Here is a 26,288-nt window from a genome sequence, read left to right on the forward strand (position 1 = left end):
TTTCCTGCATGACCGACTGGCATGAATAATCTTATCCTGCTGGTCGCCTGTTTCCTCTTCGGCATGGCGCTGCGCAAAGGCGGGCGCATGCCTGGCAATGCGCCTTCCGCGCTGAACAGCTTCATCATCCACATCTCCCTGCCGGCGCTGGTTCTGCTTTACATCCACGATATCCGTTTCACGCCTGCACTGGCCTATGCGGCCGCCATGCCCTGGATGCTGTTTGCCATGGGTGCCGGGTTCTTCTGGATGGCCGGACGGGTGCTCAAGTTGCCGCGCGCGACTGTCGGTGCCTTGATGCTCACCGGGGGGTTGGGCAACACTTCGTTTATTGGCTTGCCCATGATCGAAACCTTTTACGGGCACGAGGGCATTGCAACCGGGATCATTGCCGACCAGTTGGGCTCCTTCCTGGCACTGTCCACAGTCGGGATCATTGTTGCCGGCCTGTATTCCTCCGGTGCGCCGGACGCCCGAACCATCGCACGCAAGATCGCGCTGTTTCCGCCTTTCATCGCATTGGTAGTCGCGGTGGTGCTGATCCCGGTGGATTATCCATTATGGTTTTCAGCTGTTCTGAAGCGTCTGGGCGACACCCTGGCGCCGCTCGCATTGGTGTCGGTGGGTTTACAGTTGCAGCTGGGGCACTTGACGGGCAATGGCCGCAACTTGGCTCTGGGATTGGTGTTCAAATTGTTTCTCGCACCGCTGCTGCTGTATTTCTTGTTGGTGGGAGCGCTCGGGGGGCGCGGGCTGGTAACGCAAGTAACGCTGTTCGAAGCCGCCATGGGGCCGATGATTACCGGCGCTATTGTGGCGATCGAACATGATCTCGATCCTCCGCTGGTCAGCCTGATGGTGGCGGTGGGGATAGCCCTGTCCTTTTTTACGCTTACCGCCTGGTGGTGGGTGTTGCGGGCCGTGTAAAACACTGCGCCAGCCACAATCCCCGACTTACTTGGGAGCTGTGCCATATTCCGAGCAATAAATCATTTGCTCGAATCTTATATATCAGATATAAATTATGTATACTTCTTGGGGCGCGTCCCGGAGTGATTGTCCGGAGAGGTATGCTCCCATTAATTGTATGATTATATTGGAGAATAACCACATGAAAAAGACTTTAATTGCTACGCTGCTGCTGGGCTTGTTCGCTGCACCGTCTTTCGCCGCGGACGCCATCAAGATTGCAATTACCGGCCCCTTCAGCGGCGGTTCGGCGCCAATGGGTACATCGATGAGGGACGGCGCCAAGCTCGCAATTTCAGAGATCAACGCGGCGGGCGGTATCAGTGTCGGCGGCAAGAAAATGAAAATCGAGGTGGTCGAACGGGACGATGAGGGCAAGAACGAACGTGGCGCCCTGATCGGACAGGAACTGGCCTCGATGGGCGATTTGTCTGGTGTAATCGGCACCGTAAATACGGGCGTCGTGCTCGCGGGCGACAAGCATTTGCAGGAAAAAGGCATCACCAAAATCATCACGCCCGCAGCCGGTTCCGCTTCCATGACCCAGTGGAGCAAGGCAGGGGTCAAGGATCTGTCGATTTTCCGTTTTTCCGCGAATGATGGCATCCAGTCCGCCATGGTGATTGAAGAGGCTATTGACCGTAAATTTACTAAAGTGGCGATTCTGCATGACGCAACCAACTACGGTGTTTCCGGCCGTGACGACCTGCTGGAGCAAATCAAGAAGCAGGGCAACAAATTGCAAGTGGTTGCCACCGAAAAATACAATATCGGCGACAAGGACATGACTGCACAGCTGCTGCGTGCGAAAGCCGGTGGTGCACAGGCGATCCTGCTCTGGGGGATTGGACCCGAGATGGCCGCCCTTGCTAACGGTATGGCAAAAATGGGCATGAAAGAGCCGCTGATCGGTGGCTGGACCCTCTCTATGTCCAACTTCATCGACAACGCAGGCAAGAGCGGCGATGGTGCCTTGATGCCGCAGACCTTCATTGAGGAGCCGATTACGCCCAAGGCCAAGAGTTTTATCGACGGCTACCACAAGGCTTATGGGGTCAGCCGCATGGCATCCCCGATGTCTGCAGCCCAGGGTTATGATGCCGTTTATATTTTTGCAGCTGCCGTGAAACAGGCGCAAAGCGACGACACCCACAAGATCAAGGAAGCGCTTGAGGATTTGAAAGAACCCGTGAAAGGCGTGATTGCTACCTGGGTGCACCCCTTCACCAAATGGGATCCCGCCAACGAGCAGACCCATGAAGCTTTCCGTCGTGAGCAGGTGGTGATGGGCATGGTCAAGGATGGCCGCGTTGTTTTCGCCAATGAGGCCGAAAAGCAGCGCCTCATCAAAAGTGCAACGGAAGTGAAGAAAGGTAAGTAAAGCTGTGGAAGGGGGTTTCCCCCTTCCTCGGCCCACACAAAGCAAGCATCATGGAATCAATAATTATCGCCCAGATGGCTGTGAGCGGGGCCTTCATGGGCCTTGTTTACGCTCTTATCGCCTACGGTTTTCAACTGACATACGCTACCAGCAAAAGCATCAATTTCGGTCAGGGCGAGCTGGTGATGTTTTCTGCTTTCTTCAGCCTGACCCTCATTAATGTCGGTCTGCCTTACTGGCTGGTGGTGCCGGGTGGCTTGCTGTTCGGCGCGGTCCTCGGTCTGTTCGTCGAGCGTGCCGGGGTGCGCCTTGCGCTTGAGCAGAAAAGCGAGGGATGGATACTCCTGACCATCATTATCGGGCTATTCGGTTTTTCAGCTGCAGAGAATATCTGGGGGAGGGACGATCGCCCGTTTCCCACGCCCATTTCATCCGACTCATTCCAGGTTTTCGGTGTCAGCATTACTCCGCTTGAAATCTCCGTGGCCATAGGCGTTCTCGCCGTGATGGGGCTGATCGAGCTGTTCAAGCGCAAGACCTTGCTGGGAAAGGCGTTTGAAGCTGTCTCGGCGGACCGTGATGCGGCTGAACTGATGGGGGTTTCGGCCACCCGAACGATCATGCTCTCTTATGGTTTGTCCGGGATGGTGGCGGCGATGGCGGGAATTCTGGTTTCGCCGATTACCACAGTAGGTCCTACCATGGCATCCGCTCTCATCCTGAAGGCTTTTGCGGTTGCCGTGGTCGCTGGTCTTGATTCAGGCTTCGGCGTGGTTCTGATTGGTTTGTTCCTGGGTGCCCTGGAGAGTCTGGCGAGCTTCTATATCGGTAGCGGTTGGCGCGAAGCCCCGGGTTTGATTTTGCTCATTCTTGCCTTGGCCGTGCGCCCGAATGGGGTCTTTGGCAAGGCCAGCATCCGGAAAGTCTGAACTGAGTTGGGGTGCCGTTCGCCGTAGCGACCGGCACTCTTGAGCAGAAACAGACAAGGTAACGGGAACAATAATTTTCAGCGGCATGCTTCACTGACGCAATCAACTAATCGTAAAACTGACCGACCATGTGGAAACGCCTGTTATTCATTCGCGGAACAGAGCTCGTTGCTCTCGCCCTGCTTGCCTCCATACCCCTGGCAGTGGACAACTCCTATGTCCTGGGGTTGCTGACCCTGCTGGCGATTTATGGCATTCTTCTCATCGGTCTGGATGTGACCGTGGGCTACCTCGGTCAAGTCAACCTGGCACAAGCCGCGTTCCTGGGACTCGGCGCCTATGCCGCGGGGTTGAGTGTTTCCCTGCTCGGTTTCGGGATATTTGGTGCGCTTGCCGTCAGTCTTCTGGTGGGGCTGGTTCTTGGTGGCTTGCTGGCGTTTCCGGCGTTACGACTGGAGGGGCCACAATTTGCCCTGGCAACACTGAGCTTTTCAGCCCTGAGCGTAACCGTTCTTAACGAGTGGGAGTCGCTCACCGGCGGAGCACAGGGCTTGCACGTGACTCGCCCCGATCTTTTCGGTTTACATCTAAAAGCCCAGGGGTTTTATTGGCTGTGCCTGATCCTTCTGGCCCTGGTCTGGATGGCGATGCGTAACCTGCTCTCCTCGCAATGGGGTCGCGCCTTCGAAGCGTTGCGCGACAGCCCGATCGCTACCGATGCGATGGGGGTCGGGACCTTTCGTCACAAGGTGGCGGGCTTCGCCTTGGGATCTGGACTCGGCGGCTTGGCGGGCGGGCTGTATGCCTTCAATTTCGAGTATCTGCAACCGCAAACCTATGTTTATGACCTTATGGTGATTTTGCTCCTCGGCGTTGTTCTGGGGGGACGCAAAAGCCTGTGGGGCGCTTTTGTCGGGGCTTCGCTGATTGCCCTGCTGCCCAATCTGCTGTCCAACTGGCTTATGTTCGAAGTGATTTCGGCGATTGGCTTGCTGGTGGCTCTGGCGGCGGGGGTGCGCGGGCTGATGAAAAAGACCACCAAACCGTTTCAGGCCATCGCGCCTGTCATCGCCATGGGTTTGCTTGTTGGGGGAGGCTTCCTGGTGGAAAACACTGAAAACTGGCGCAAGGCGATCTTTGCCCTGATGCTGTTTGCAGTGGTGGTAGGGCTACCGGAGGGCTTGATGGGATTCGCCTCCCGCTTTCTGGCTCAGTTGTTCCGCATCGATCCGCCTGCGCTCCCCGCGCCGGCTGAGCTGAATACCGTGCTGGCGGCCAAGGCGGCCAATGGCGAAGCGCTGCTCGAATTGCGGGATTTGAAGCGCTACTTCGGCGGCGTTAAAGCTGTCGACGGCGTGTCCATGACGGTGCGTGCCGGCCAAGTCCACGGCTTGATCGGCCCTAACGGTTCCGGCAAGAGTACCGCCGTGAACGTCATTTCAGGGCTTTATGCCCCGACTGCGGGCGAGGTCCTGCTGCATGGCAGGGCGCTGCCGCAAGGGAGCCTGTTCAAGGTAGCACGGGTCGGCGTTTCGCGTACCTTCCAGAACCTGCAACTGTTCGGCGAACTGACCGCGCTGGATAACGTCATGGTCGCGCTGAAAGGGGTTTATCGCAGTCCGCTGCCTCTCGTGCTGCTGGGGTTTGCCAGGGGTGAGGAAAAACGCGCCCAGGCCGAGTCCCTGGCGCTGCTGGAACTGGTCGACCTCAAAGACCAGGCCCGCACACGGGCAAAAGACCTCACCTATGGCGCACAGCGTTTCCTGGAAATTGCCCGTGCGCTGGCGCGCAAACCCGATCTCCTGATTCTGGACGAACCCGCTGCCGGTCTTGCCCATCCGGATGTGAACAATTTGGTGGAGATCATCAAGCGCATCCGCCAGTGCGGCATCACGATCGTTTTGATCGAGCATCACATGGATGTGGTGAGCGAGTTATGCGATGCGGTGACCGTCCTGGATGGCGGCCGGGTGATTGCCGAAGGCACCCCGGATGAAGTGAAACGCGATCCCAAGGTCATCGAGGCCTACCTGGGGGTTGTCAGCGAGGCGGAAGCGCCTGGCGCCATACCGTCGCCGGCTTAACGAACAGAAAGAAGCACAGATGCTAGTCGTCGAAAATCTGCATGCGGGATATGGCACCAGCGAAGTGCTGGTAGGAACTTCGCTGGAAGTGAAACAGGGCACGGTCGTAGCTTTGATCGGAGCCAACGGTGCCGGAAAAACCACCACCATGCGTGCCATTTCGGGAATGCTGAAGCCGACTAAAGGCCGTGTCATTCTTGATGGCAAGCCGGTGCAGGGTCTGGATGCCTCGCGTATCGCCAGGCTGGGTCTAGCCCACTCTCCGGAGGGGCGCAAGGTTTTCGGCCCTTTGTCGGTGGAGGACAACCTGCTTCTCGGCGCCTACAGCCGCCTGCCTCTGTTTTTTGGCTTCCGCAGCAAGGCCGTGGATGACCTGGAGCGGATATACGATCTTTTTCCCATCCTGCGGGAACGGCGCCAGCAGGCTGCCGGGACCTTGTCAGGTGGCGAACAGCAGATGTTGGCCATCGGTCGCGCACTCATGGCCAAGCCCAAGGTCATGTTGCTGGATGAACCGTCCATGGGTCTTGCACCCGTCATCGTGCAGGAAGTCTTCAAGACCATCCGGCGTCTGAAAGAATCCGGAATCACCTTGCTGCTGGTGGAGCAGTTCGCCAAAAGCGCATTGGAAGTGGCGGACTACGCTTATGTGATGGAGCGTGGCTGTATCGCCGTAGAAGGCAGTCCTGCGGAGTTGCACAAAAACGAGCGGGTGCTCGCCGCCTATCTGGGGTAGTTTCTGATTCTAGCGGCTTCCGAAGCGCATCGATAAATCCACTGCCTTGATGTCCTTGGTCAGGCTGCCGACCGAGATGCGGTGCACGCCCGTCCCGGCCACGGCGCGCACAGTTTCCAGGGTGATGCCGCCGGAAGCCTCCAGTTCGGCCCTGGCACCGGCCAGCATTACCGCTGCGCGCAGGCTTTCCAGGTCGAAGTTGTCGAGCAGAATCAGTTTTGCACCTGCGGCCAGCGCCTGCTCCAGTTCGTCCAGACTTTCCACTTCGATCTGTATCGATACCCCCGCTGCGGCGATGTTCACAGCCTGTGTCAGTACCTCGCGAATACCGCCCGCCGCCATGATGTGGTTTTCCTTGATCAGGATGCCGTCGTAAAGCCCCACCCGCTGGTTTTCCCCTCCGCCGCACTTGACCGCGTATTTCTGCGCAACACGCAGGCCGGGCAGAGTCTTGCGGGTGTCCATGATTTTGGCGTGAGTATCCCTGACCAACTCGACAAACTGACGCGTGGCGGTAGCGGTGGCGGACAGGGTTTGCAGGAAATTCAGCGCCGGTCGCTCGGCGCTGAGCATGGTGCGCGCGTTGCCGCTGATTTCGGCCAGTGTTTGCCCGGCGGCCACAACGTCGCCGTCGCGGACAAACCATTTGATTTCCACCCGTGCATCCAGCCTGCGGAAGCAGGCCTCGAACCAGGCCGAGCCGCAAAGTACTGCCGCTTCGCGGCTGATAATAGTGGCGCGTGCCTCTTGCCCCATCGGGATCAGATGCGCGGTCAGATCGCCACTGCCGATATCCTCGGCTAATGCGGCTTCAACGTTGCTTTCGATGTGTGCTGTCAAGTCCATACTTCTAGCCTTATTGCCAAACTATTCATCCCGGTTCACCCTGATTATTCTGAGCATCATCACATTCGGCACCAGCACTTTTTTCGGTTTCATTGTCGTTACTTTAGTGCTCTGGCTAGTGCGAGATATTGTGCAGAAGAAACATGTCGTTCTGCGCAATGGTTCCATTATCGGTCATTTTCGAGACCTGCTGGACAAGCGAGGAGGGTTTTTTCTGGTCTGCTTCAAATCCGAAGTGCGTCAGCGCATTGATTTCCATGGCTGCATCAAGGTTGTTATTCTATTCAAACTCTGCTGAAATTCATATTCTGACTAAATTACTCAATTTATTGGCATGACAGCAGTGAAAACCGCCATTAATCTGCATGCACACGCTCAAGAAGCCCTGCTAAAGGGACTTCTTTCTTTGCTACCCGCTTCATTGGTATTGACCGACCCTGAGGATTTGCGCCCGTTCGAATGCGATGGGCTATCGGTATACCGTCGTCTGCCGCTGGTCGTGGTTTTGCCGGAAACAATCGCGCAGGTGCAAGCCGTAATGCGTTTGTGTCATAAATTGCAGGTGCCGGTAGTGGCGCGTGGCGCAGGTACCGGCCTGTCCGGGGGGGCGTTGCCATCGAGTGATGGCGTGTTGCTGAGTCTGGCCAAGTTCAAGAGCATTTTGAATATCGATCCGCAGAATGCGCAGGCAACGGTGCAGCCGGGCGTGCGCAATCTGGCCATTTCTGAAGCGGCCGCCGTGCATGGCATGTATTACGCTCCTGATCCTTCCTCACAAATTGCCTGCACCATAGGCGGCAATGTTGCAGAAAATTCCGGTGGCGTGCATTGCCTCAAATATGGCCTTACCGTACACAACATCCTGATGCTGAAGGTTGTCACCATGGAGGGGGAACTGCTCACCATCGGCGCTGAAACACTGGATGCACCGGGCTATGATTTGCTTGCCCTGATGACCGGTTCAGAAGGCATGCTGGGCATTATCGTCGAGGTGACAGTAAAGCTATTGGCCAGGCCGGAGCGTGCGCAGGTCGTGCTCGCCGCTTTTGATGATGTGGTGAAGGCCGGTGAGGCGGTCGGTGCCATCATTGCTGCCGGCATTATTCCTGCGGGCCTGGAGATGATGGACAAGCTCGCCATCCAGGCCGCTGAAGATTTTGCCCATGCGGGCTACCCGCGCGATGCCGAAGCAATACTGCTGTGCGAATTGGATGGGACGAATGCAGAAGTATCCGAATACATTATGGCCGTGCGCAAAGTGCTGACACAGAGTGGCGCCACCGAAGTGCGCACTGCGGTGGATGAAGCCGAACGGCAACTTTTCTGGAAGGGACGCAAATCGGCCTTTCCGGCAGTGGGCCGCATTTCACCGGATTACTACTGCATGGATGGCACCATCCCGCGCCACCATCTGCCACGGGTATTGCGACAGATCAGTCAGTGGTCGGTGGAATATGGCCTGCCGGTGGCCAATGTCTTTCATGCCGGTGACGGCAACCTGCATCCACTGATTCTGTTCGATGCCAACAAGCCGGGTGAACTGGCGCGCACTGAGGAATTTGGTCGACGCATCCTGCAATTATGTGTAGAGGTAGGTGGCACTATCACCGGTGAACATGGCGTTGGGATGGAAAAGATAGACCAGATGTGTATCCAGTTCCAGAGTGGCGAGCTCAGCCAGTTCCACGAAGTCAAGGCTGCCTTTGATCCTTCTGGCTTGCTCAACCCCGGCAAGGCAGTGCCCACCCTGCACCGCTGTGCTGAATTGGGCGCCATGCATGTGCATCATGGCCAGCTTCCTCACCCTGAACTGGATCGCTTCTGATGGCTGACATGGATAGAAGCGCAGCACTGCAGCAACAAGTACACAACGCCATCAATGCAGGTACGGCACTGAATATCCGCGGCAGCAACAGCAAGCACTTTCTGGGGCGCGTAGCAGACGGCGAAGTGCTGTCACTGTCAGAACATCGCGGCATGATCGAATATGACCCGCGCGAGCTGGTGCTGACAGCCCGTGCAGGCACGCCTCTGGCAGAGATTGAAAGCGCATTGGCCGAGGCAAGCCAGATGCTGACCTTCGAGCCGCCGCATTTTGGTGAATACGCCACTCTGGGCGGCACCATCGCTTGCGGACTGTCCGGCCCGCGCCGTCCTTATGCCGGGGCCGCACGCGATGCGGTATTGGGATGCAAGCTGATCAATGGCAAGGGCGAGTTGCTGAGCTTCGGCGGACAGGTCATGAAAAATGTGGCGGGATACGATGTCTCGCGACTGATGGTCGGAGCATATGGCACTCTTGGCGTGCTGCTGGAAATCAGCTTGAAAGTCTTGCCTCGTCCCGCCTCCAGCCTCACCGTAATCCATGAATGCCCACAGACCGAGGCGATCAACCAGATGAGTCATCTGTTGTCGCAACCTGTGCCGGTGGATGCAGCCTGTTATCACTCTGGGCATTGCACTATCCGTCTGGCTGGAAGCGAGCAGGCCGTCAGGCACGCACAGAAACAGTTGGGGGGAGAGGCCCTTGAAAAATCCGCACCTTTCTGGCTGGCGCTGCGCGAACACCAACTGTCATTTTTCAAGAGCAGTAAGCCGCTGTATCGCGTGCTGGTGAAACCTGCCACACCGTCTCTGCCGATAGCAGGAAGCTGGCTGCTGGATTGGGGTGGTGCGCAGCGCTGGCTAGTGAGCGATGAGCCTGTCGCCGTTATTCGTGATAGCGTTGCTGCTGCTGGCGGGCATGTCAGCCAGTTTCGGGCTTCTGCGCAGGATGAGGAAGTGTTTCAACCCCTGTCTGCCGCGCTGCTCACCATCCATCAACGCCTGAAAAACAGCTTTGACCCGCACCGGATTTTTAATCCCGGGCGCATGTATTCAGGGCTATAAGATCATGCAAACCGCAATTGCTCACAGTTTTTTACAGCGCGCAGAAATTGCCGAAGCCGATGCGATTTTGCGTGCCTGCGTACATTGCGGGTTTTGCAACGCCACCTGCCCCACCTATCAGTTGCTGGGTTCCGAGCTGGATGGACCACGCGGACGGATTTACCTGATCAAGGAAATGCTGGAAGGCAATCAATCCAGCGCCAAGACACGCTTGCATCTGGATCGCTGCCTGACCTGCCGCTCCTGCGAAACTACCTGCCCATCCGGCGTGCAGTTTGGTCGTCTGATTGATATCGGGCGCCAGGAGATCGAAAAGCGTTCACCACGCTTGCTGTGGGCCAGTATGGTGCGGCACGCGTTGCTGGGCGTATTGCCTTACACCTCGCGCCTACGCGTGGCACTTGCCTTAGGCAGGCTTGTGCGCCCGCTGCTGCCGGCAATGCTGCGTCACAAACTACCGTGTGTGCGCAAACCCTTGCCGCGTCCTCAAACACAAAATCAACGCCGCATGCTGGTGCTGGAAGGCTGCGTGCAGCCGCTGGCGGCCCCCACAACCAATGCTGCTGCTGCAAGTGTGCTGGATAAGCTCGGCATTGGCCTGGTCAGCGCGCCCCAAGCCGGTTGCTGCGGCGCCATGCACCAGCATTTGGCGGCGGCCGATAGCGCGCGAGACATGATGCGCCGCAACATTGATGCGTGGTGGCCTTATGTCGAGCAAGGAATTGAAGCCATCGTGATGACCGCGAGCGGCTGCGGTGTGATGGTGAAGGATTATGGGTACGCCCTCAAGGACGACACGGCCTACGCTGCCAAGGCGGCTCGCATCAGCGCCCTCACCCGTGATTTGAGCGAGATTCTAGGCAATGAAAATCTGGACCTGTTTGCCGGCATCGGAAAGGGGCGACGCGTTGCATGCCAGTCTTCCTGCACGCTGCAGCACGGACAGAAACTGGGCGGCGTGGTTGAAAAAATTCTGCAATATTGCGGTTATACGCTGGCGCCGGTTGCAGACAGCCATCTGTGCTGTGGGGCAGCAGGTACTTACACCCTGCTGCAACCGGCATTGTCGCAACAACTGCTGAATCAAAAGATTACAGCGTTGATGCAGGCTGAACCCGATGTGATTGTCACCAGCAATATCGGCTGCCAGTTACATCTGGAAAGCGCCAGCAAGGTGCCGGTGCGGCACTGGATCGAATTGCTGGTACACCCTCAATCCTCAATCTAAACTTTTTAACCTCTGAAAAGGAAACAGCATGGCGATCAAGTCATTTCATCCCCCTCAACGCATACTGATGGGCCCAGGCCCCTCCGATGTCAGCCCACGTGTGCTGGCTGCGATGGCACGCCCCACCATTGGCCATCTCGATCCTGTATTCGTGACCATGATGGATGAGATGAAGGCTCTGCTGAAATACGCATTTAAAACGGAAAACGAATTGACCATGCCGGTTTCCGCACCGGGTTCCGCCGGCATGGAAACCTGCTTCGTCAATCTGGTTGAACCCAGTGACAAGGTTATCGTGTGCCAGAATGGCGTGTTTGGCGGGCGTATGAAAGAAAACGTCGAGCGTTGCGGTGGTATCGCAGTGATGGTGCAGGACGATTGGGGACGCGCGGTTGATCCGCAAAAGCTGGAAGATGCACTCAAAGCTAACCCGGACGCCAGGATCGTCGCCTTTGTTCACGCCGAAACCTCTACTGGTGCGCTGTCAGATGCAAAAACGCTGGTCGAGATCGCACACCAACACAACTGCCTGGCTATCGTGGACGCAGTCACTTCACTGGGTGGCTCGCCGCTCAAGGTAGATGAATGGATGATCGATGCGATCTATTCCGGCACACAGAAGTGTCTGTCGTGCACCCCCGGGCTATCGCCGGTGAGCTTCAGCACTCGTGCATTGGAAAAAATCAAGAGTCGGAAATCACCCGTGCAAAGCTGGTTCATGGACTTGAATCTGGTCATGGGCTACTGGGGCGGAGCCGCCAAACGCGCTTATCACCACACTGCGCCTATCAACTCACTATATGGCTTGCACGAAGCGCTGGTGATCTTGCAGGAAGAGGGCCTGGAAAATTCCTGGGCGCGTCACCAGAAAAACCATCTCGCACTGCGCGCGGGTCTGGAAGCGATGGGACTGAATTTCATCGTGCCGGTAACAGAGCGACTGCCGCAATTGAACGCGATCAGCATACCGGACGGTGTGGATGAGGCTGCAGTGCGCAATATCCTGCTCAATGATTATCATCTGGAGATCGGTGCTGGCCTGGGCGCGATGGCCGGCAAGGTATGGCGTATCGGCTTGATGGGGCACGCCTCGAATCCTCGCAACATACTGGTGTGCCTCGCTGCGCTGGACGATGCGCTCGGACGCGCCAAAGCCCCTGTCAAACGCGGTGTCGCAGTGGATGCTGCGCAAAAGGTGTTGGCTGGTTGAGCCATGCATGGACTTCAAACAAAACCCGCCCTGTGCGGGTTTTTTTCTGGGCGGATTATGTCCGAAGTGTCACTGCGTTATGACTGGAGTGTGGTGTGTGTCAGTTATTTCCGTCAACTTTGACGTTACGGATGAGTGCCACGGACCCGCGCCATGCTAGGGCAGCATTTCCACAATCTTCTGTAGATATTCCGGCTCGTCCCATTCAGCTCCACCCTGCAGGACATAACGGATGTTGCCCTTAGGGTCGACCAGAAAGGTGGAGGGGGCGACAAAAACTTTCCAGGCGCTCAGTGCCTTGCCGTCGCTGTCCATCAGGATGGTGAAATCGACATTCACCCTGGTGAGAAAATCCTTAACCTCTTTTTCCGTTTCGCCCATATTGACGGCGAGGATGACGAAAGGCTTGCCGGCCAGCTTGGCCTGGAGCCGCATCATGGAGGGCATTTCCTTGAGGCAGGGCGGGCAGTAGGTGGCCCAGAACTGCACCATCACCACCTTGCCGCGGTAATCCTGCAGCTTGAGCGGTTTGCCATTGAGGTCATTCAGTGCCAGTGGTGGAGTGGAGCCGCCTTTCCAGGTTTTCAGATCCTGTGCCTGTACAGAGGAGAGCAGGAACAGACATGAAATGAAAAGGATCAGTTTTTTCATTGCTTGGACTCCAGTTGTTTGATCGCATCCAGTATCAGTTCAGGCAGTCTTTCAGTCATCGCTTTTTCTTCATCCGTGGGGTCCTGCGCCGAGTAGAAGAACCCGCGCACGTTGGGCAACACTTTGCTGGCGACCTTGCTGCCGCCACGGGCGAATTCTACCTTGAGATGTTCCAGCCACCACCGTGCGGGGGATCGCTGGCCCTGATAAATAAACACCGGCAGGGAGGTTCTGGATACGATGCTGTGATAACGCGCCTCCACGCCTGGTGCGGGTTTGACGGAATAGAGATCCGGGCTGAACAGGATAATGCCTGTCAGGGCGGCCCGCTCTTGAGGTGTGGCCTGATTCTGCCACATGTATGCACCCTGGAGGATAGGCAGGGCGCCACGTCCGGTAGTGACCAGCACGACCTTCTTGCCGGACAGCTTGATGGTCTGGCCGATGACTTCGGCGATTTCCAGGGGTGGGAGCTGATCCATGCTGCTAGCCAATGCCGGCAAGGAGTGTGCACCCAGCATGTCCGGCAGCCAGGCTTCCAGCCCGAGTCTGGCCAGCGACTGCGATGCCCGTGCCTCCTGGGTGCCGAGCCCCTCGTCGCAGGGAAAGCCCAGCATCAGGGTGTTTCCTTCGCCGGGAAAGGTGCGCAGGAAAATTTCCGAACCCGTGGACGTGCGCAGGGAGGCGGGTGCGGCCCACGCACCGGAGATACCAAGAAATAACGCGAGGCAGAGAGTGAAAAGTCGGGAAATCAGCATGGAGTACACCCGGGTTGTATAGTGGCCAGTGTAGCGCAAACTCATTGTTCTGTGACGGCTCATCGGCCCGGTTTATTGCTGAATGTCCCATTTGGTCTTGAAATTCCCCGATAATTCCCTATATAGGAGTTATATGTCTATTTATTATTGAGAGGGATTGACGATGCGTTTCGACAAGCTCACCACCAAGTTCCAGCAGGCCTTGAGCGATGCCCAGAGCCTCGCGGTCGGCCAGGACAACCAGTTCATCGAACCACAGCACCTGCTGTTGGCCCTGCTTGGCCAGGAGGACGGCGGCACCTCTTCGCTCCTGCAGCGCGCCGGGGGTAATGTCGGCGCGCTGAAGCCTGCCCTGCACAAGGCGATCGAGCGACTGCCCAAGGTCGAGGGGCATGGCGGCGAGGTAAGTATTTCGCGCGACCTGAATAATCTCCTGAATCTCACCGACAAGGAGGCGCAAAAGCGTGGTGACCAATTCATTGCATCGGAGATTTTTCTGCTGGTTGCCGCTCAGGACAAGGGCGAAACCGGGCGCTTGCTGAAGGAGCACGGGGTCGGACGCGAAGCGCTGGAACAAGCCATTAATGCTGTCAGGGGAGGGGAAGCCGTGAACAACGCCGAAGCGGAAGGGCAGCGCGAGGCCCTGAAAAAATACACCCTGGATCTGACCGAACGCGCTCGACTTGGCAAGCTCGATCCGGTGATCGGTCGGGATGACGAGATACGCCGCACGATTCAGGTTTTGCAGCGGCGCACCAAGAATAACCCGGTGCTGATCGGCGAGCCTGGCGTGGGCAAGACCGCCATCGTCGAAGGCCTGGCGCAGCGCATCATCAACGGCGAAGTGCCGGAAACCCTGAAGGGCAAGCGCGTGCTGGTGCTGGACATGGCCGGCCTGCTGGCTGGTGCCAAGTATCGCGGCGAATTCGAAGAGCGCCTGAAAGCGGTGCTGAAGGAAGTGGGGCAGGAGGAGGGGCAAGTCATCCTGTTCATCGACGAGCTGCATACCATGGTCGGTGCCGGCAAGGCAGAGGGCGCGATGGACGCCGGCAACATGCTCAAGCCGGCGCTGGCGCGCGGCGAACTGCACTGCATCGGCGCGACCACGCTGGACGAGTACCGCAAGTACGTCGAGAAGGACGCCGCGCTGGAACGCCGCTTCCAGAAGGTGCTGGTGGACGAGCCCTCGGTGGAAGACACGATCGCCATCCTGCGCGGCCTGCAGGAAAAATACGAACTGCACCACGGGGTGGACATTACCGACCCGGCCATCATCGCGGCGGCAGAATTATCTCACCGCTATATCACCGACCGTTTCCTGCCCGACAAGGCGATCGACCTGATCGACGAGGCCGCATCACGGATACGGATGGAGATCGACTCCAAGCCGGAAGTGATGGACAAGCTCGACCGCCGGTTGATTCAGCTCAAGATCGAGCGCGAAGCGGTGAAAAAGGAGAAGGACGAGGCCTCGAAAAAACGCCTGGTTCTGCTCGATGAAGAGATTGTCAAATTGCAGCGCGAGTACAACGATCTGGAAGAGATATGGAAGGCCGAGAAGGCCCAGGTACAGGGTAGCCAGCATATCAAGGAAGAGCTGGATCGCCTCAAGGTGGAAATGGACGCGGCCACTCGCAAGGGCGAGTGGCAGAAGGTTTCCGAAATTCAGTATGGCAAGATTCCGCAACTGGAGGCGCAACTGAAGCACGCGGCTACCGCCGATGAAGCTATGCCTGCGCACCAGCTGCTGCGCACCCAGGTGGGCGCAGAGGAAATCGCCGAGGTGGTGTCGCGTGCGACCGGGATACCCGTCTCCAAGATGATGGAAGGCGAGCGTGACAAGCTGCTGCAAATGGAGGATCAATTGCACCAGCGCGTGGTCGGCCAGGATGAGGCGGTGCGTCTGGTGTCGGATGCGATCCGGCGCTCGCGTGCCGGGCTGGGCGATCCCAATCGGCCCTATGGCTCGTTCCTGTTTCTTGGCCCCACCGGTGTCGGCAAGACTGAGCTGTGCAAGGCGCTGGCCGGGTTCCTGTTCGATTCGGAGGAACACCTGATCCGTATCGACATGTCGGAGTTCATGGAACGTCATTCCGTGGCGCGGCTGATCGGCGCGCCGCCCGGCTATGTCGGCTACGAAGAGGGTGGCTATCTGACCGAGGCAGTGCGTCGCAAGCCTTACAGCGTGATCCTTCTCGACGAGGTGGAAAAGGCCCATCCGGACGTGTTCAACGTCCTGCTGCAGGTGCTCGACGACGGCCGCATGACCGATGGCCAGGGCCGCACCGTGGACTTCAAGAACACCGTGATCGTGATGACCTCCAACCTGGGATCGCAAATGATCCAGCAGATGGAGGGGGACGACTACCAAGTGGTAAAGCTGGCTGTAATGGCGGAGGTGAAAAGCTATTTCCGGCCGGAATTCATCAACCGCATCGACGAAGTGGTGGTGTTCCATGCCTTGGACGAGGAGAACATCAAGTCCATTGCCGGTATCCAGTTGCAGTATTTGACCAAGCGTCTGGCTGCTATGGAGATGAAGCTGGAGGTGTCTGACGCGGCGCTGACCGAACTGGCTGCGGCGGGCTTCGATCCGGTGTTCGGCGCGCGGCCTCTGAAGCGGGCGATCCAGACTCATCTGGAAAATACCCTGGCGCGGGAAATCCTGGCCGGACAGTTCGCTGCCAAGGACACCATCAAGGCGGACTTCAAGGAGGGAAGATTTACGTTCGTCAAGGCCTGATTTTTCATGGCAGCATCGGCCGGCAAGGAGGTAAAATATGCCTTTGCCGGCTTTTTTATTGGTTTCCATGCGACAAGCGCACCATCAACTGACTGTTTTTTCTTCCCAAGGCCGCAGCCTGTATGAATTCACCCGTGAGCTGCGCGACTGGGTGAGTTCGACAGACATCCAGGTTGGTATGCTGACAGTATTCATTCAGCACACATCGGCCAGCCTGCTTATACAGGAGAATGCAGACCCGACCGTGCGGGCCGATCTGGAGCGGTTTCTCGCACGGCTGGTGCCGGACGGCGACCCAATTTTTCAGCATCGTCAGGAAGGGCCGGATGATATGTCTGCCCACGTCCGCACTGCGCTAACCCAGATTTATCTGGTCATCCCGGTTGTGGGTGGTGCTCCGGTGCTGGGCACCTGGCAGGGTGTCTTTCTCTATGAGCACCGTTACGAACCGCAGCGCCGCAAGGTATTGCTGCATTTGATAGGCGAATGAATATGGCAATTCAAATTTTCCTGCGTCTTGCGGTCATGGCGGCGTGCCTGGCCTGCTTGCCTGTGAGTGCAGCAACACCTGGCGATGCCGAGGCCATTCCTCATCTCGACAGCCGGGGCAAGGAAGGATTCAGGGAGTTCCTTGCAGCGGGGAAGCATCGTTCTTTCGTAATCGCGCCAGGTGGCGCATGGGCCTGGAAAGGCGGCGAGCCAACAGTTGATGCGGCTGTCGAAGGGGCGGTTCAGGCATGCCAGAACGGGACTGAACAGCCCTGTGTGCCCTATGTCATCAATGACAAGGTAGTGTTCGATGCCAGGCGGTGGGCGACTCTGTGGGGTCCCTACCAGAGCCGCGCCACAGCTGCCAAGGCTTACACCGGCAAGGAACGGGGTAGCCGCTTTTTCGATCTCGCCATCAAGAGCCCAGCTGGCAAGCCGATGAAGCTCTCCGATCTGCGCGGCAAGGTAGTGGTGCTGCATTTCTGGGGTACATGGTGTCCACCCTGCCGGCGCGAAATGCCGGAATTACAGAAGCTCCATCAGGAACTGGGGGCCTCCTCCGGCGTGCAACTGGTCCTGTTGCAGATGCGGGAGGATTCTGCCACAGCGCACGAATGGGCGCAGCAACAGCATTTAATCCTGCCATTACATGACTCCGGCGTTAAAGAGATCGGCACCGAGTCTTTGACTCTGGCTAACGGCAAGACCATTCCAGATCGCAGAATGGCGGTCGCATTCCCTACAACCTATGTCCTCGACAAGCATGGCATCGTGGTGTTTTCGCATGTCGGGCCGATTGAAGGCTGGTCGCAGTATCTACCTTTCTTGCGGGATGTGGTGGCGAAATCGGGGAAATAAAGTGTAGGATGGGTTGAGCGTAGCGATACCCATCGCTTATGCTCCGATTCAAGCTGCAGATCAGTAACCGGGGTAGGCGGCGTTTCCGCCAATAGCGCTCCCGATGACCGCGCCAATCGCGGTGGCGGCGATTCGCCCGTTACCCCGGCCGACCTGATTTCCAAGGGCGCCACCGGCAATCGCGCCTATAACCTGGCCAACCAATCGGTTCGATCTCTCCCCTGGATAAGTGGCTGGCTGCTCGTAGTAGCGCGGCTCGGCTTCATAATAGACCGGACGGTCGCGGTACACGACGCGCTCGCGATAAACGACCGGCGGCGCCTGGTAGATGACCTCGGGCTCCTCATAGACGTGATGCACGACTACGTGATTTTCTTGGTGATGATGACGATGCTCCCGGTAGTCGTCATCCCAGCCGCGGTCTGCGAAGGCGTTAGCGCTGAAAACTGCCGTGGTAATCATTGCTGGAATCAAAAGCCTGTTCATGTTTATTCCTTATCAGTGGTGTGTGCGTTTGCCTGAATAACGCGCATCACCCCAATTTCGTGCACCGGTAAATATTAAGAAATTGTAAGGAACTGTAAGCATGTGTATTGGCGCAGAAGGGTACTGTGTGACAGCCACAATATCGCGGTGCCTTGAGATCGAACAGACATTCCCTTGCTCTTCATCTTGATCCAAATTCTGTTCATAAAATAATTGCACCGCAAATTTAGGGGAAACCCTGATGGTCAAGTGATGCTCTGGTGCGATAGGGTGTGACTTGAGTTTTTAATCACCATGGTCGGATCAGGTGCGACGTCTCATGCAGCGTTTTGAGGTAAGTAATCCAAATTTGGCAGTTCATTCAAACGTCTGTTGCGCTTCCCCGGGGCGGTCACTCAGGCTGTTCAGACGAATGTTTTTAACGTGTTCTCGATCAGGCTGTCAGCGGCCAGCCTATATCCCAAGGGTTCACTTGATCAAGTAAATGCGAAAGCGCATCATTTTCTTGGCATCCTCGAATTACCGATACTTTGTTGTTACAGATATATTGAAGCACGTCGAAAAGGTGATGACATGCTAACTACTTCGGTTCATTGGGCGGCAGCGGATCGCGTATGCGCCAAGAAATGCAGGCAAGCAGTCGGCGTCTTAACGCGGCGGGATATGTGCGGGTGATGCTAGCTACCGGATATCGCTTCCTCGGCGAAAAGGCGCGCCCTTGGCTGTTTGCCTTGCTGGCCGTGCTGCTGGTGTTTGCTACGGAACAGGTCGTCGAGCATTTCGCGCGTCAGAGCGATCTGGAGCAGGAAAGAAGCGATGTGCTCAATCGCCTTTCCACCCTGCGCGCCCGACTCGAGGGGGTGATCAATGCCAATCTGTTCCTGGTGCATGGCCTCACCGCCGTCATCGAGAACCGGCCAGACATTGATCAGGCCGGTTTTAGCGCCATTGCCAATAATCTGGTGGACGAACGCCATGCCCTGCACAATATCGCTGGCGCGCCGGATATGGTGATTTCCCTGATGTACCCGCTTCAGGGTAACGAGGCCGCGCTGGGCCTGGATTACCGTACGCACCCCACACAACGGGAGGGCGCCCTGCGCGCGAGGGACAGCGGCAAAACGGTAATCGCCGGGCCGCTGTCGTTGCAGCAGGGCGGCATTGCTATCATCGCTCGGGAGCCGTTGTTCCTGGCTCCCGCCCAGCCTGGAGGAAAGCGGCGTTTCTGGGGGCTGGTCTCGGCCGTAATCGACGCTGAAACACTCTACCGAATGGCCGGGTTGCGCGACCCCGACCTCGGCCTGCGTCTGGCACTACGTGGCACAGACGGCACCGGTTCGCACGGCCCGGTGTTCTTCGGCGACGCGAAACTTTTCGGCAACCGGTCAGTGACCGTGGATGTCACGCTACCGGGCGGATCCTGGCAGATGGCCGCCATCCCGGCCGACGGATGGGAACAGATAGGCACGAATATCGTTCTGATTCGCCTGATGGGATTGCTGGCAGCGCTGGCGGCCGGAATCATGGTCTATCGACTGGCGCGCGATGCGCAGGCTTTGGCCAGCTACAGCGCCAGACTGCGCACACTGCTGAATACCATCCCGGACATGATCTGGCTGAAGGATGCCCGCGGCGTGTATCTCACCTGCAATCCCCGTTTCGAGCAATTTTTCGGAGCTCGCGAGGCAGATATCAAGGGCAAGACCGACCATGATTTCGTGCCGGCTGACCAGGCCGATATTTTCCGCGAGAGGGACCAGGTCGCCATCGTTGCCGGCGGCCCCAGCACCAACGAGGAATGGGTTACCTTCGCCAGCGATGGCCACCGCGAACTGATCGAAACTATCAAAACGCCGGTATATGATGACAATGGCCGCCTGCTGGGGGTGCTGGGGATTGCCCGAGACATCACCGAACGCCAGAAGCAGGAAGAGGAGATGAAACGGCTGCACGCCACACTGCATGCGCTGGTGGAAGGCAGCACGGACGCGATCTTCGTCAAGGACCGCGAGGGCCGCTACATCGTTGGCAACCGGGCTCTGGCGACCCTGCTCGGCCGGCCCATGGCGGAAATCCTGGGAGCGGACGATCATGCCCTGTTCCCGGAGGAACTCGCCGAGCGCTTTCGCGCCGACGACCTGCGCATCATGGCGGCAGGGGTGACAGAAACCTACGAGGAGCCGGTTGTCACCCCCTCGGCCACTTACAGCCACCTGACCACCAAGGGTCCGCTCATCATCGATGGCGAAGTACGTGGCGTGTTTGCTCTCTCACGCGACATCACCGAGCGCAAGCAGGCCGAAGCGGCGCTGCAGGAAAGCGAAACCAGGCTGCGACTGTTCATCGAACACGCGCCGGCTGCCCTGGCCATGTTCGACCGCGAGATGCGCTATCTGGCCGTCAGCCGCCGCTGGCTGACTGACTATAGCCTGGAAGGAGGTAACATTCTCGGTCGATCCCATTACGAAATCTTCCCGGAAATTTCAGAGCGCTGGAAGACCATACATCGTCGCGGGTTAGCCGGTGAGGTGGTGCAGGCGGACGAGGACCCTTTCGAACGCGGGGACGGCACCGTTCAGTGGCTGTGCTGGGAAGTGCGGCCCTGGCATGCCGCCGACGGCGCCGTGGGCGGCATTGTGATCTTTTCCGAGGATATCACCGAGAGAAAACAGGCCGAACAGGTGTTGCAGGAGAGCGAAGCCCGCTATCGGTCCTTGCTAGAAATGGCTCCCTTTCCCGCTGTGCTTTCCCGCTTGCGGGACGGCATATTGCTTTACGGTAATCACCGCGCGGAAATTCAGTACGGGATATCACGCGAGCAAGGTATCGGCCAGCCCGCAGACAGGTTTTATCAGAACCCGACGCAGCGTGATCGTTTCATTGATCATCTGCGAAAAGACGGTCGCGTGGATGATCTTGAGGTGGGCATGGTAACCATGGACGGGCACCCCTTCTGGGCCCTCGTTTCCGCGTCGATCGTGGATTTCGAGAATGAGCCGGCCATCTTCGCCGCCATCAATGACATCACCGCGCGCAAGCGCATGGAAGATGATATTCGCCAGCTCAACGACGAACTGGAGGAGCGGGTACGCCAGCGCACTGCCGAACTGGACACGGCAAACCAGGAACTGGAGACTTTCACCTATTCCGTTTCTCACGACCTGAAGGCTCCCCTGCGCGGCATCGACGGCTACAGCCGGCTGCTGCTGGAGCAATACCAGACACTTCTGGATGAGGAGGGCCGTCTGTTCCTGAACAATGTGCGTCATGGCGTGGAGCAGATGAGCCTGCTGATCGAGGATCTGCTCGCCTATTCCCGCATGGAACGGCGCAGTCTTACCGGCCAGAGCGTGGATCTGGCTCGTCTGGTGACGGGCGTCCTTGACGAGCGGCGGACGGATATCGAAGCACGAGGCATGATCGTCGAGGTGCAAGGATTGCAGGAGTTGACCGTTCGTGCCGACCCGGAAGGCCTGACCATGGTGCTGCGCAACCTGGTCGACAATGCCCTCAAGTTCGCCCGCGACAGCCGGCCGCCAACGCTGACGATCCGTGGAGCGATCACAGAAAAATCTGTTATCCTTAAACTACATGACAACGGGATTGGCTTTGACATGCAGTTTCACGATCGCATCTTCAATATCTTCCAGCGCCTGCAGCGCGTAGAAGATTACCCCGGTACGGGCGTCGGCTTGGCCATCGTCCGCAAGGCTATGCAGCGCATGGGCGGGCGGGTCTGGGCCGAGAGTGCGCCCGGCCAGGGCGCCACATTCTATCTGGAGTTGCCGCGATGATCCCCGATTCCATCCTGCGTCCCATCCTGCTGGTGGAGGACAACCCGGTCGATCTGGATCTGACCCTGCGCGCCTTCGCGCATCACAACCTGGCAAGCCCCATCCAGGTGGCCCGCGACGGTCAGGAAGCTCTGGACTGGATTCCGCGCTGGGAAGCGGGCGAAACCATGCCTCTGGTGATCCTGCTGGATCTGAAACTGCCGCGAGTGGATGGCCTGGAAGTGTTGCGCCAGTTGCGTGCACACCCGGTGAGCTGCGACCTGCCGGTGGTAGTGCTGACTTCGTCCAGCGAAGACCGGGACGTGAAAGCGGCATATCGCCTTCACGCCAATTCCTACATCGTCAAACCTGTCAATTTCGAAAAATTCATGGATGTGGCGACCCAGATCGAATTGTACTGGCTGCTCATCAACCATCCGCCGCGATAACGATAACATGACCCTGCGTATCCTGCATGTCGAAGACAGCCCGGACGATGCCGACCTGACCCGGCGGCACCTGTCGCGCCACGCCCCCGATATCGAACTGACCCAGGCGTCCACACTGGCCGAAGCACTGGTCTGTCTGCAGGCACCCGCCAGTTTCGATGTGGTCCTGGTGGATCTGAAACTGCCGGATGGATCCGGGTTTGAACTGCTGAACTGGATCCGGCAACACTCCCTGCCCATGGCGGTGGTCATGCTCACCGGTTCGGGCGACCAGCAAGCGGTGGTCGCTGCACTCCAGGCCGGCGCCGATGACTACCTGAGCAAGGGCGCTACATCCCTGGAGCGCCTGCCCGCCATCCTGCACGATGCCAGCAAACGTTTCCAGGCAGCCCGTATTCGTCGGTCCCGATTTTTACGCGTACTGTATGCCGAGCGCACTGCTAGTGATATCGACCTGACCCGGCGTCATCTGGCCCGTTTCGCTCCTCACGTCCGACTGACTGTAGTGGGGGATGCCACCGAGGTCTTGCAGCGTTTGCCCGTGGATGGAACAACGCTAGCGGACTTCGATGTGGTGTTGCTGGACTATCGCCTGCCCGGACTGGATGCCCTGGAGGTGGTCAAGGTGCTGCGCGCCGAGCGCGGCCTGGACATCCCCATCGTCATCGTCTCCGGGCAGGGCAGCGAGGAGGTGGCGGCGAGGGCTATCCATCTCGGGGTAGACGATTACATTGCCAAGCACCCCGGCTATCTGCACGAACTGCCTGCCACCCTGGAAAAGGTGCTGCGCCAAGTGGAACTGGCACGGGAGCGAAGCTCTCTGCGGGAGACAACGGAACGTCTGGAGCGGGCCTTGACCACCAGCCCGGTGATTCTTTACACCCTGCGCCTGGATCCGGAAGGTGCCACGCCCGTTTGGGTCAGCAGTAATATCGAGCGCCTGCTGGGATACACAGAGGCGCAGGCGCTGCAGGCAGGGTGGTGGTCGAGCCGCCTGCATCCAGATGACCGCGACGCGGCACTGGCAAGCCTGGGAGAGCTGCCGGGCGCGGGGCAGATTACCTTCGACTACCGGTTCTTCGACTGCCATGGTCAGATCCGCTGGATACACGACGAGTTGCGTCTGTCGCAAGCCGGCGAGGGGATCGGCGCCTGGCTCGACGTTACCGAGGCCAAGATGGCCGACCAATTACGGGAAACACGGGTCGCCATGCTGGACGGCTTGGTGGCCGGTCGTCCCCTGTCCATGATCCTGGAAGAAATCGTTACCCGCCTGGAAAGCATACATCCGGAATTGATGGTCTCTATCCTGGTGCGAGATACGCGCAGCGGCCAACTATATACCGCTGCCGCCCCCAGTCTGCCTGCCTTCTTCAACGCCGCCGTGGATGGCCTGAAGCCCGGAGTTGGGCAGGGTTCCTGCGGGACATCGGCGGCCACCGGCGAGAGGGTCATCGTCGAGGATATTCGCACCCATCCTTATTGGGCGCCATACACTGATCTGGCCGAACGTGCCGAGCTGCGCGCCTGCTGGTCTATCCCTTTCAAGGACGGCGCCGGTCAGGTGCTGGGCACCTTTGGCATCTATTATCGGCAACCGCGTTCACCCGACCCGGTGGAGCTGGACTTGATCAACGAGTTTGCCCGCATCGCCGGGCTGGCTGTTGAGCGGAGTCGTGCCGATGCTGCACTGCGCCAGGCAGCGGCGGTACTGGAGAGCGTCGGCGAGGGGGTGATGGTCACCGATCTGCAATCTCTCATCGTCTCCGTCAACAGTGCCTTCACGACCATTACCGGCTACACCGAGGCCGAAGTGCTGGGCCGCAATCCGGGACTGCTGCGGTCAGGGCGCGAGGATCAGGCGTTTTACCGGGCTATGTGGAACAGCATCAAAGACACCGGCGCCTGGCAGGGAGAGCTCTGGAACCGGCGCAAGAACGGCGAACTCTTTCCGCAGTTGCTCACCATCAGCACCGTATACGACAGCGACGGCCTGCCCGGCAACTATGTGGCCGTGATGACCGATCTCAGTCAGCTCAAGGATTCGGAGGCCCGTTTCGAGCACCTGGCCCACTATGACCCGTTGACGGCCTTGCCCAACCGTCAGCTGTTGCAATCCCGTCTGCAGCACGCCCTGGCCACTGCCGAGTTGCACAAACAGCGTCTTGCGGTGCTGTATATCGACCTGGACCGCTTCAAGAACATCAACGACAGTCTGGGCCACCCGGTGGGTGACGAACTGCTGGAAGCCTTGGCCCGGCGCATGGAGGAGCTGCTGCGGGGCGAGGGCATTCTGGGTCGCCTGGGCGGTGACGAGTTCCTGCTGATCATGGAGGATCTGCAACGCCCGGAGGAGGCAGCAGTTGTCGCCAAGGATCTGATCGGCTTGCTGGATCAACCCTTCCACCTGCCCAGCGGCCACGAAGTCTTTGTAGGCGCCAGCATCGGTATCAGCCTGTTTCCGGAAGATGGCGCTTCCTGCACCAAACTCGTCCAGCACGCCGATGTAGCCGTGTACCAGGCCAAGGAATCGGGCCGTAATACCTACGCCTTCTACACGCCGTCCCTGACCGTGATTGCCAACGAAAAGCTGGATATGGAGGCGCGCCTGCGACATGCCCTGACCCAGGGTGAATTCTTGCTGCACTACCAGCCCCAACTGGACATCCAAAGTGGCGGCCTGATCGGCTGCGAGGCCCTGGTGCGCTGGAACAACCCGCAACATGGCTTGATCTCGCCGGCCCGCTTCATCCCACTGGCGGAGGAGACTGGCCTCATCTTGCCTTTGGGCGAATGGGTGTTGCGCCAGGCCTGTTCTCAGGCGCGGGCCTGGCTCGATGCCGGCATGCCGCACCTGTCGATGGCCGTTAATCTTTCCGCGCGCCAGTTGCAGCAGCCTGATATCGTCGCTCGCGTCGCCGCCATCCTGGAAGAAACCGGACTGCCCGCCGAGACGCTCAAGCTGGAACTCACCGAAAGCATGATCATGGGCCATGGCGAAGAGGTGGTAGTCCTGTTGCAGGACTTGAAAGCGCTGGGCATACGTCTGTCGATAGACGATTTCGGCACCGGTTACTCCTCCCTGGCCTATCTGAAGCGCTTTCCCATCGATGAGATCAAGATCGACCAGGGCTTTGTACGCGACATCCCGAATGACAGCGATGACAATCAAATCGCCATCGCCATTATCGGCATGGCGCACGGCTTGCGCCTGAAGGTTATGGCGGAAGGCGTGGAAACTGAAGCCCAGCGAGACTTCTTGGCGCAACATGGCTGCGATGCGTTCCAGGGCTATCTGTTCAGCCGCCCGCTGCCTGCGGAGGAATTGACTCGCTTCTTGAGCGGAACTGGTTCACTGTAATCGTGAAGCTCGAGTTACGCTGAGCGTTCAGACAAGCCGGTTATGGAGTTCATACGGCGCCCCTTCCCGCCATCGGCGTGGACTGAGAGGGAACCGAGCCTGCCCCGTTATTCATCGGAACTGATTGCATTCACGCAACAAAAAAATGGCCACTAAAATTAGTGGCCATTTTTTGTTTGCGAGGGGAGACTTTAATCCACTTCTTCCCATCCGGTAATCATCGCCTTGATATGCGAAGTCGGTGTGTGACCCGCCGTGGTCAGGTAGACGTGGGCGATCAGGAACAACAGCATCATGAATGCGCCGGCAGTATGGAAGAGCGCCACCCACTCCAGAGAGACATATTTGTCCACTCCCCATGCCGTCCAGTCACTAAAGAACAGGTAGAACCAGCCTGAGAGCCACAGTAATGGCCCGATGAACAGCAGCACGCCGAGATAGGCCAGGC

At 58.3% G+C, this 26,288-nt stretch carries 21 protein-coding genes; 15 read left to right on the forward strand and 6 right to left on the reverse strand.

The genetic code is table 11. From position 1 onward, the window contains the following. Nucleotides 1-21 precede the first annotated feature (21 nt). The 5 genes from SCT_RS02895 (at nucleotide 22) to SCT_RS02915 (ending at nucleotide 6,099) form a co-directional block, all read left to right on the forward strand. Nucleotides 22-927, forward strand: a complete 906-nt coding sequence (locus tag SCT_RS02895) for an AEC family transporter (protein ID WP_059418813.1) — start codon at nucleotides 22-24, stop codon at nucleotides 925-927. Between the two features lie 184 nt (nucleotides 928-1,111). After that, complete coding sequence (locus SCT_RS02900) at nucleotides 1,112-2,350, forward strand: ABC transporter substrate-binding protein (protein WP_059418818.1); 1,239 nt, start codon at nucleotides 1,112-1,114, stop codon at nucleotides 2,348-2,350. 50 nt (nucleotides 2,351-2,400) lie between these two features. Then, nucleotides 2,401-3,279, forward strand: coding sequence for a branched-chain amino acid ABC transporter permease (locus SCT_RS02905; protein WP_059418823.1), 879 nt, complete (start codon nucleotides 2,401-2,403; stop codon nucleotides 3,277-3,279). 128 nt (nucleotides 3,280-3,407) lie between these two features. Next, a complete protein-coding gene (locus SCT_RS02910; protein WP_059418827.1) occupies nucleotides 3,408-5,363 on the forward strand; it encodes an ATP-binding cassette domain-containing protein in 1,956 nt (651 codons plus the stop codon). Nucleotides 5,364-5,382: 19 nt separating this feature from the next. Beyond that, nucleotides 5,383-6,099 (forward strand): ABC transporter ATP-binding protein, encoded by a 717-nt coding sequence (locus SCT_RS02915; RefSeq protein ID WP_059418829.1) that lies wholly within the window; start codon nucleotides 5,383-5,385, stop codon nucleotides 6,097-6,099. Between the two features lie 9 nt (nucleotides 6,100-6,108). Here SCT_RS02915 and nadC read toward each other — a convergent pair whose 3' ends face one another. Beyond that, nucleotides 6,109-6,945 (reverse strand): carboxylating nicotinate-nucleotide diphosphorylase, encoded by an 837-nt coding sequence (gene nadC, locus SCT_RS02920; protein WP_059418831.1) that lies wholly within the window; start codon nucleotides 6,943-6,945, stop codon nucleotides 6,109-6,111. Between the two features lie 115 nt (nucleotides 6,946-7,060). Further along, nucleotides 7,061-7,204: a hypothetical protein gene (locus SCT_RS17275; protein ID WP_159107874.1), complete on the reverse strand. Its 144-nt coding sequence runs from the start codon at nucleotides 7,202-7,204 to the stop codon at nucleotides 7,061-7,063. A gap of 75 nt (nucleotides 7,205-7,279) precedes the next feature. Here SCT_RS17275 and SCT_RS02930 point away from each other — a divergent pair, with 75 nt between their 5' ends. From SCT_RS02930 to SCT_RS02945, 4 genes are read left to right on the forward strand one after another with little or no spacing between them, the layout of a single operon-like run. Beyond that, a complete protein-coding gene (locus SCT_RS02930) occupies nucleotides 7,280-8,770 on the forward strand; it encodes an FAD-linked oxidase C-terminal domain-containing protein (RefSeq protein ID WP_059418834.1) in 1,491 nt (496 codons plus the stop codon). Next, nucleotides 8,770-9,834: a glycolate oxidase subunit GlcE gene (gene glcE / locus SCT_RS02935; protein WP_059418836.1), complete on the forward strand. Its 1,065-nt coding sequence runs from the start codon at nucleotides 8,770-8,772 to the stop codon at nucleotides 9,832-9,834. The genes SCT_RS02930 and glcE overlap by 1 nt, the downstream gene beginning before the upstream one ends. A gap of 4 nt (nucleotides 9,835-9,838) precedes the next feature. Continuing rightward, nucleotides 9,839-11,062 (forward strand): glycolate oxidase subunit GlcF, encoded by a 1,224-nt coding sequence (glcF, locus tag SCT_RS02940; RefSeq protein WP_059418838.1) that lies wholly within the window; start codon nucleotides 9,839-9,841, stop codon nucleotides 11,060-11,062. A 28-nt stretch (nucleotides 11,063-11,090) separates the two neighbouring features. Beyond that, entirely contained in the window at nucleotides 11,091-12,272 is a 1,182-nt protein-coding gene (locus SCT_RS02945) for an alanine--glyoxylate aminotransferase family protein (RefSeq protein WP_059418840.1), read from the forward strand. Nucleotides 12,273-12,428: 156 nt separating this feature from the next. On the opposite strand, the gene SCT_RS02950 is transcribed toward SCT_RS02945, so the two are convergent. Next, nucleotides 12,429-12,923 (reverse strand): TlpA disulfide reductase family protein, encoded by a 495-nt coding sequence (locus SCT_RS02950; RefSeq protein ID WP_059418841.1) that lies wholly within the window; start codon nucleotides 12,921-12,923, stop codon nucleotides 12,429-12,431. Next, nucleotides 12,920-13,681 carry a hypothetical protein gene (locus SCT_RS02955; RefSeq protein WP_059418843.1) on the reverse strand — a complete coding sequence of 254 codons (762 nt, stop codon included), beginning with the start codon at nucleotides 13,679-13,681 and terminating at the stop codon, nucleotides 12,920-12,922. The genes SCT_RS02950 and SCT_RS02955 overlap by 4 nt, the downstream gene beginning before the upstream one ends. Before the next feature lie 163 nt (nucleotides 13,682-13,844). On the opposite strand from SCT_RS02955, the gene clpB reads away from it, so the two are divergent. From clpB to SCT_RS02970, 3 genes are all read left to right on the forward strand, one after another. Then, on the forward strand, nucleotides 13,845-16,424 hold the full coding sequence (gene clpB / locus SCT_RS02960; protein ID WP_059418845.1) for an ATP-dependent chaperone ClpB: 2,580 nt from the start codon (nucleotides 13,845-13,847) through the stop codon (nucleotides 16,422-16,424). A gap of 67 nt (nucleotides 16,425-16,491) precedes the next feature. After that, on the forward strand, nucleotides 16,492-16,914 hold the full coding sequence (locus tag SCT_RS02965) for a secondary thiamine-phosphate synthase enzyme YjbQ (RefSeq protein WP_082098155.1): 423 nt from the start codon (nucleotides 16,492-16,494) through the stop codon (nucleotides 16,912-16,914). 2 nt (nucleotides 16,915-16,916) lie between these two features. Next, nucleotides 16,917-17,771: a TlpA disulfide reductase family protein gene (locus tag SCT_RS02970; RefSeq protein ID WP_059418849.1), complete on the forward strand. Its 855-nt coding sequence runs from the start codon at nucleotides 16,917-16,919 to the stop codon at nucleotides 17,769-17,771. Between the two features lie 60 nt (nucleotides 17,772-17,831). Here the strand turns inward: SCT_RS02970 and SCT_RS02975 are convergent, their stop codons facing one another. Beyond that, nucleotides 17,832-18,257 carry a glycine zipper 2TM domain-containing protein gene (locus tag SCT_RS02975; protein ID WP_059418850.1) on the reverse strand — a complete coding sequence of 142 codons (426 nt, stop codon included), beginning with the start codon at nucleotides 18,255-18,257 and terminating at the stop codon, nucleotides 17,832-17,834. A 614-nt stretch (nucleotides 18,258-18,871) separates the two neighbouring features. Here SCT_RS02975 and SCT_RS16930 point away from each other — a divergent pair. Genes SCT_RS16930 through SCT_RS02990 form a run of 3 tightly spaced genes read left to right on the forward strand, consistent with a single transcriptional unit; the run spans nucleotide 18,872 to nucleotide 25,840 of the window. After that, nucleotides 18,872-22,051 carry a PAS domain S-box protein gene (locus SCT_RS16930; RefSeq protein WP_088178624.1) on the forward strand — a complete coding sequence of 1,060 codons (3,180 nt, stop codon included), beginning with the start codon at nucleotides 18,872-18,874 and terminating at the stop codon, nucleotides 22,049-22,051. Continuing rightward, nucleotides 22,048-22,479 carry a response regulator gene (locus tag SCT_RS02985; RefSeq protein WP_059418854.1) on the forward strand — a complete coding sequence of 144 codons (432 nt, stop codon included), beginning with the start codon at nucleotides 22,048-22,050 and terminating at the stop codon, nucleotides 22,477-22,479. Before SCT_RS16930 ends, SCT_RS02985 begins: the two co-directional genes overlap by 4 nt. A gap of 7 nt (nucleotides 22,480-22,486) precedes the next feature. Further along, nucleotides 22,487-25,840, forward strand: a complete 3,354-nt coding sequence (locus SCT_RS02990; protein WP_059418856.1) for an EAL domain-containing protein — start codon at nucleotides 22,487-22,489, stop codon at nucleotides 25,838-25,840. Between the two features lie 191 nt (nucleotides 25,841-26,031). Here the strand turns inward: SCT_RS02990 and SCT_RS02995 are convergent. Beyond that, nucleotides 26,032-26,288, reverse strand: a 257-nt coding sequence (locus tag SCT_RS02995) for a cytochrome b/b6 domain-containing protein (protein WP_371257724.1), incomplete at its 5' end; no start/stop codon positions are given.

This window comes from Sulfuricella sp. T08 (genome assembly GCF_000971475.1).
Taxonomy (GTDB): domain Bacteria; phylum Pseudomonadota; class Gammaproteobacteria; order Burkholderiales; family Sulfuricellaceae; genus Sulfuricella.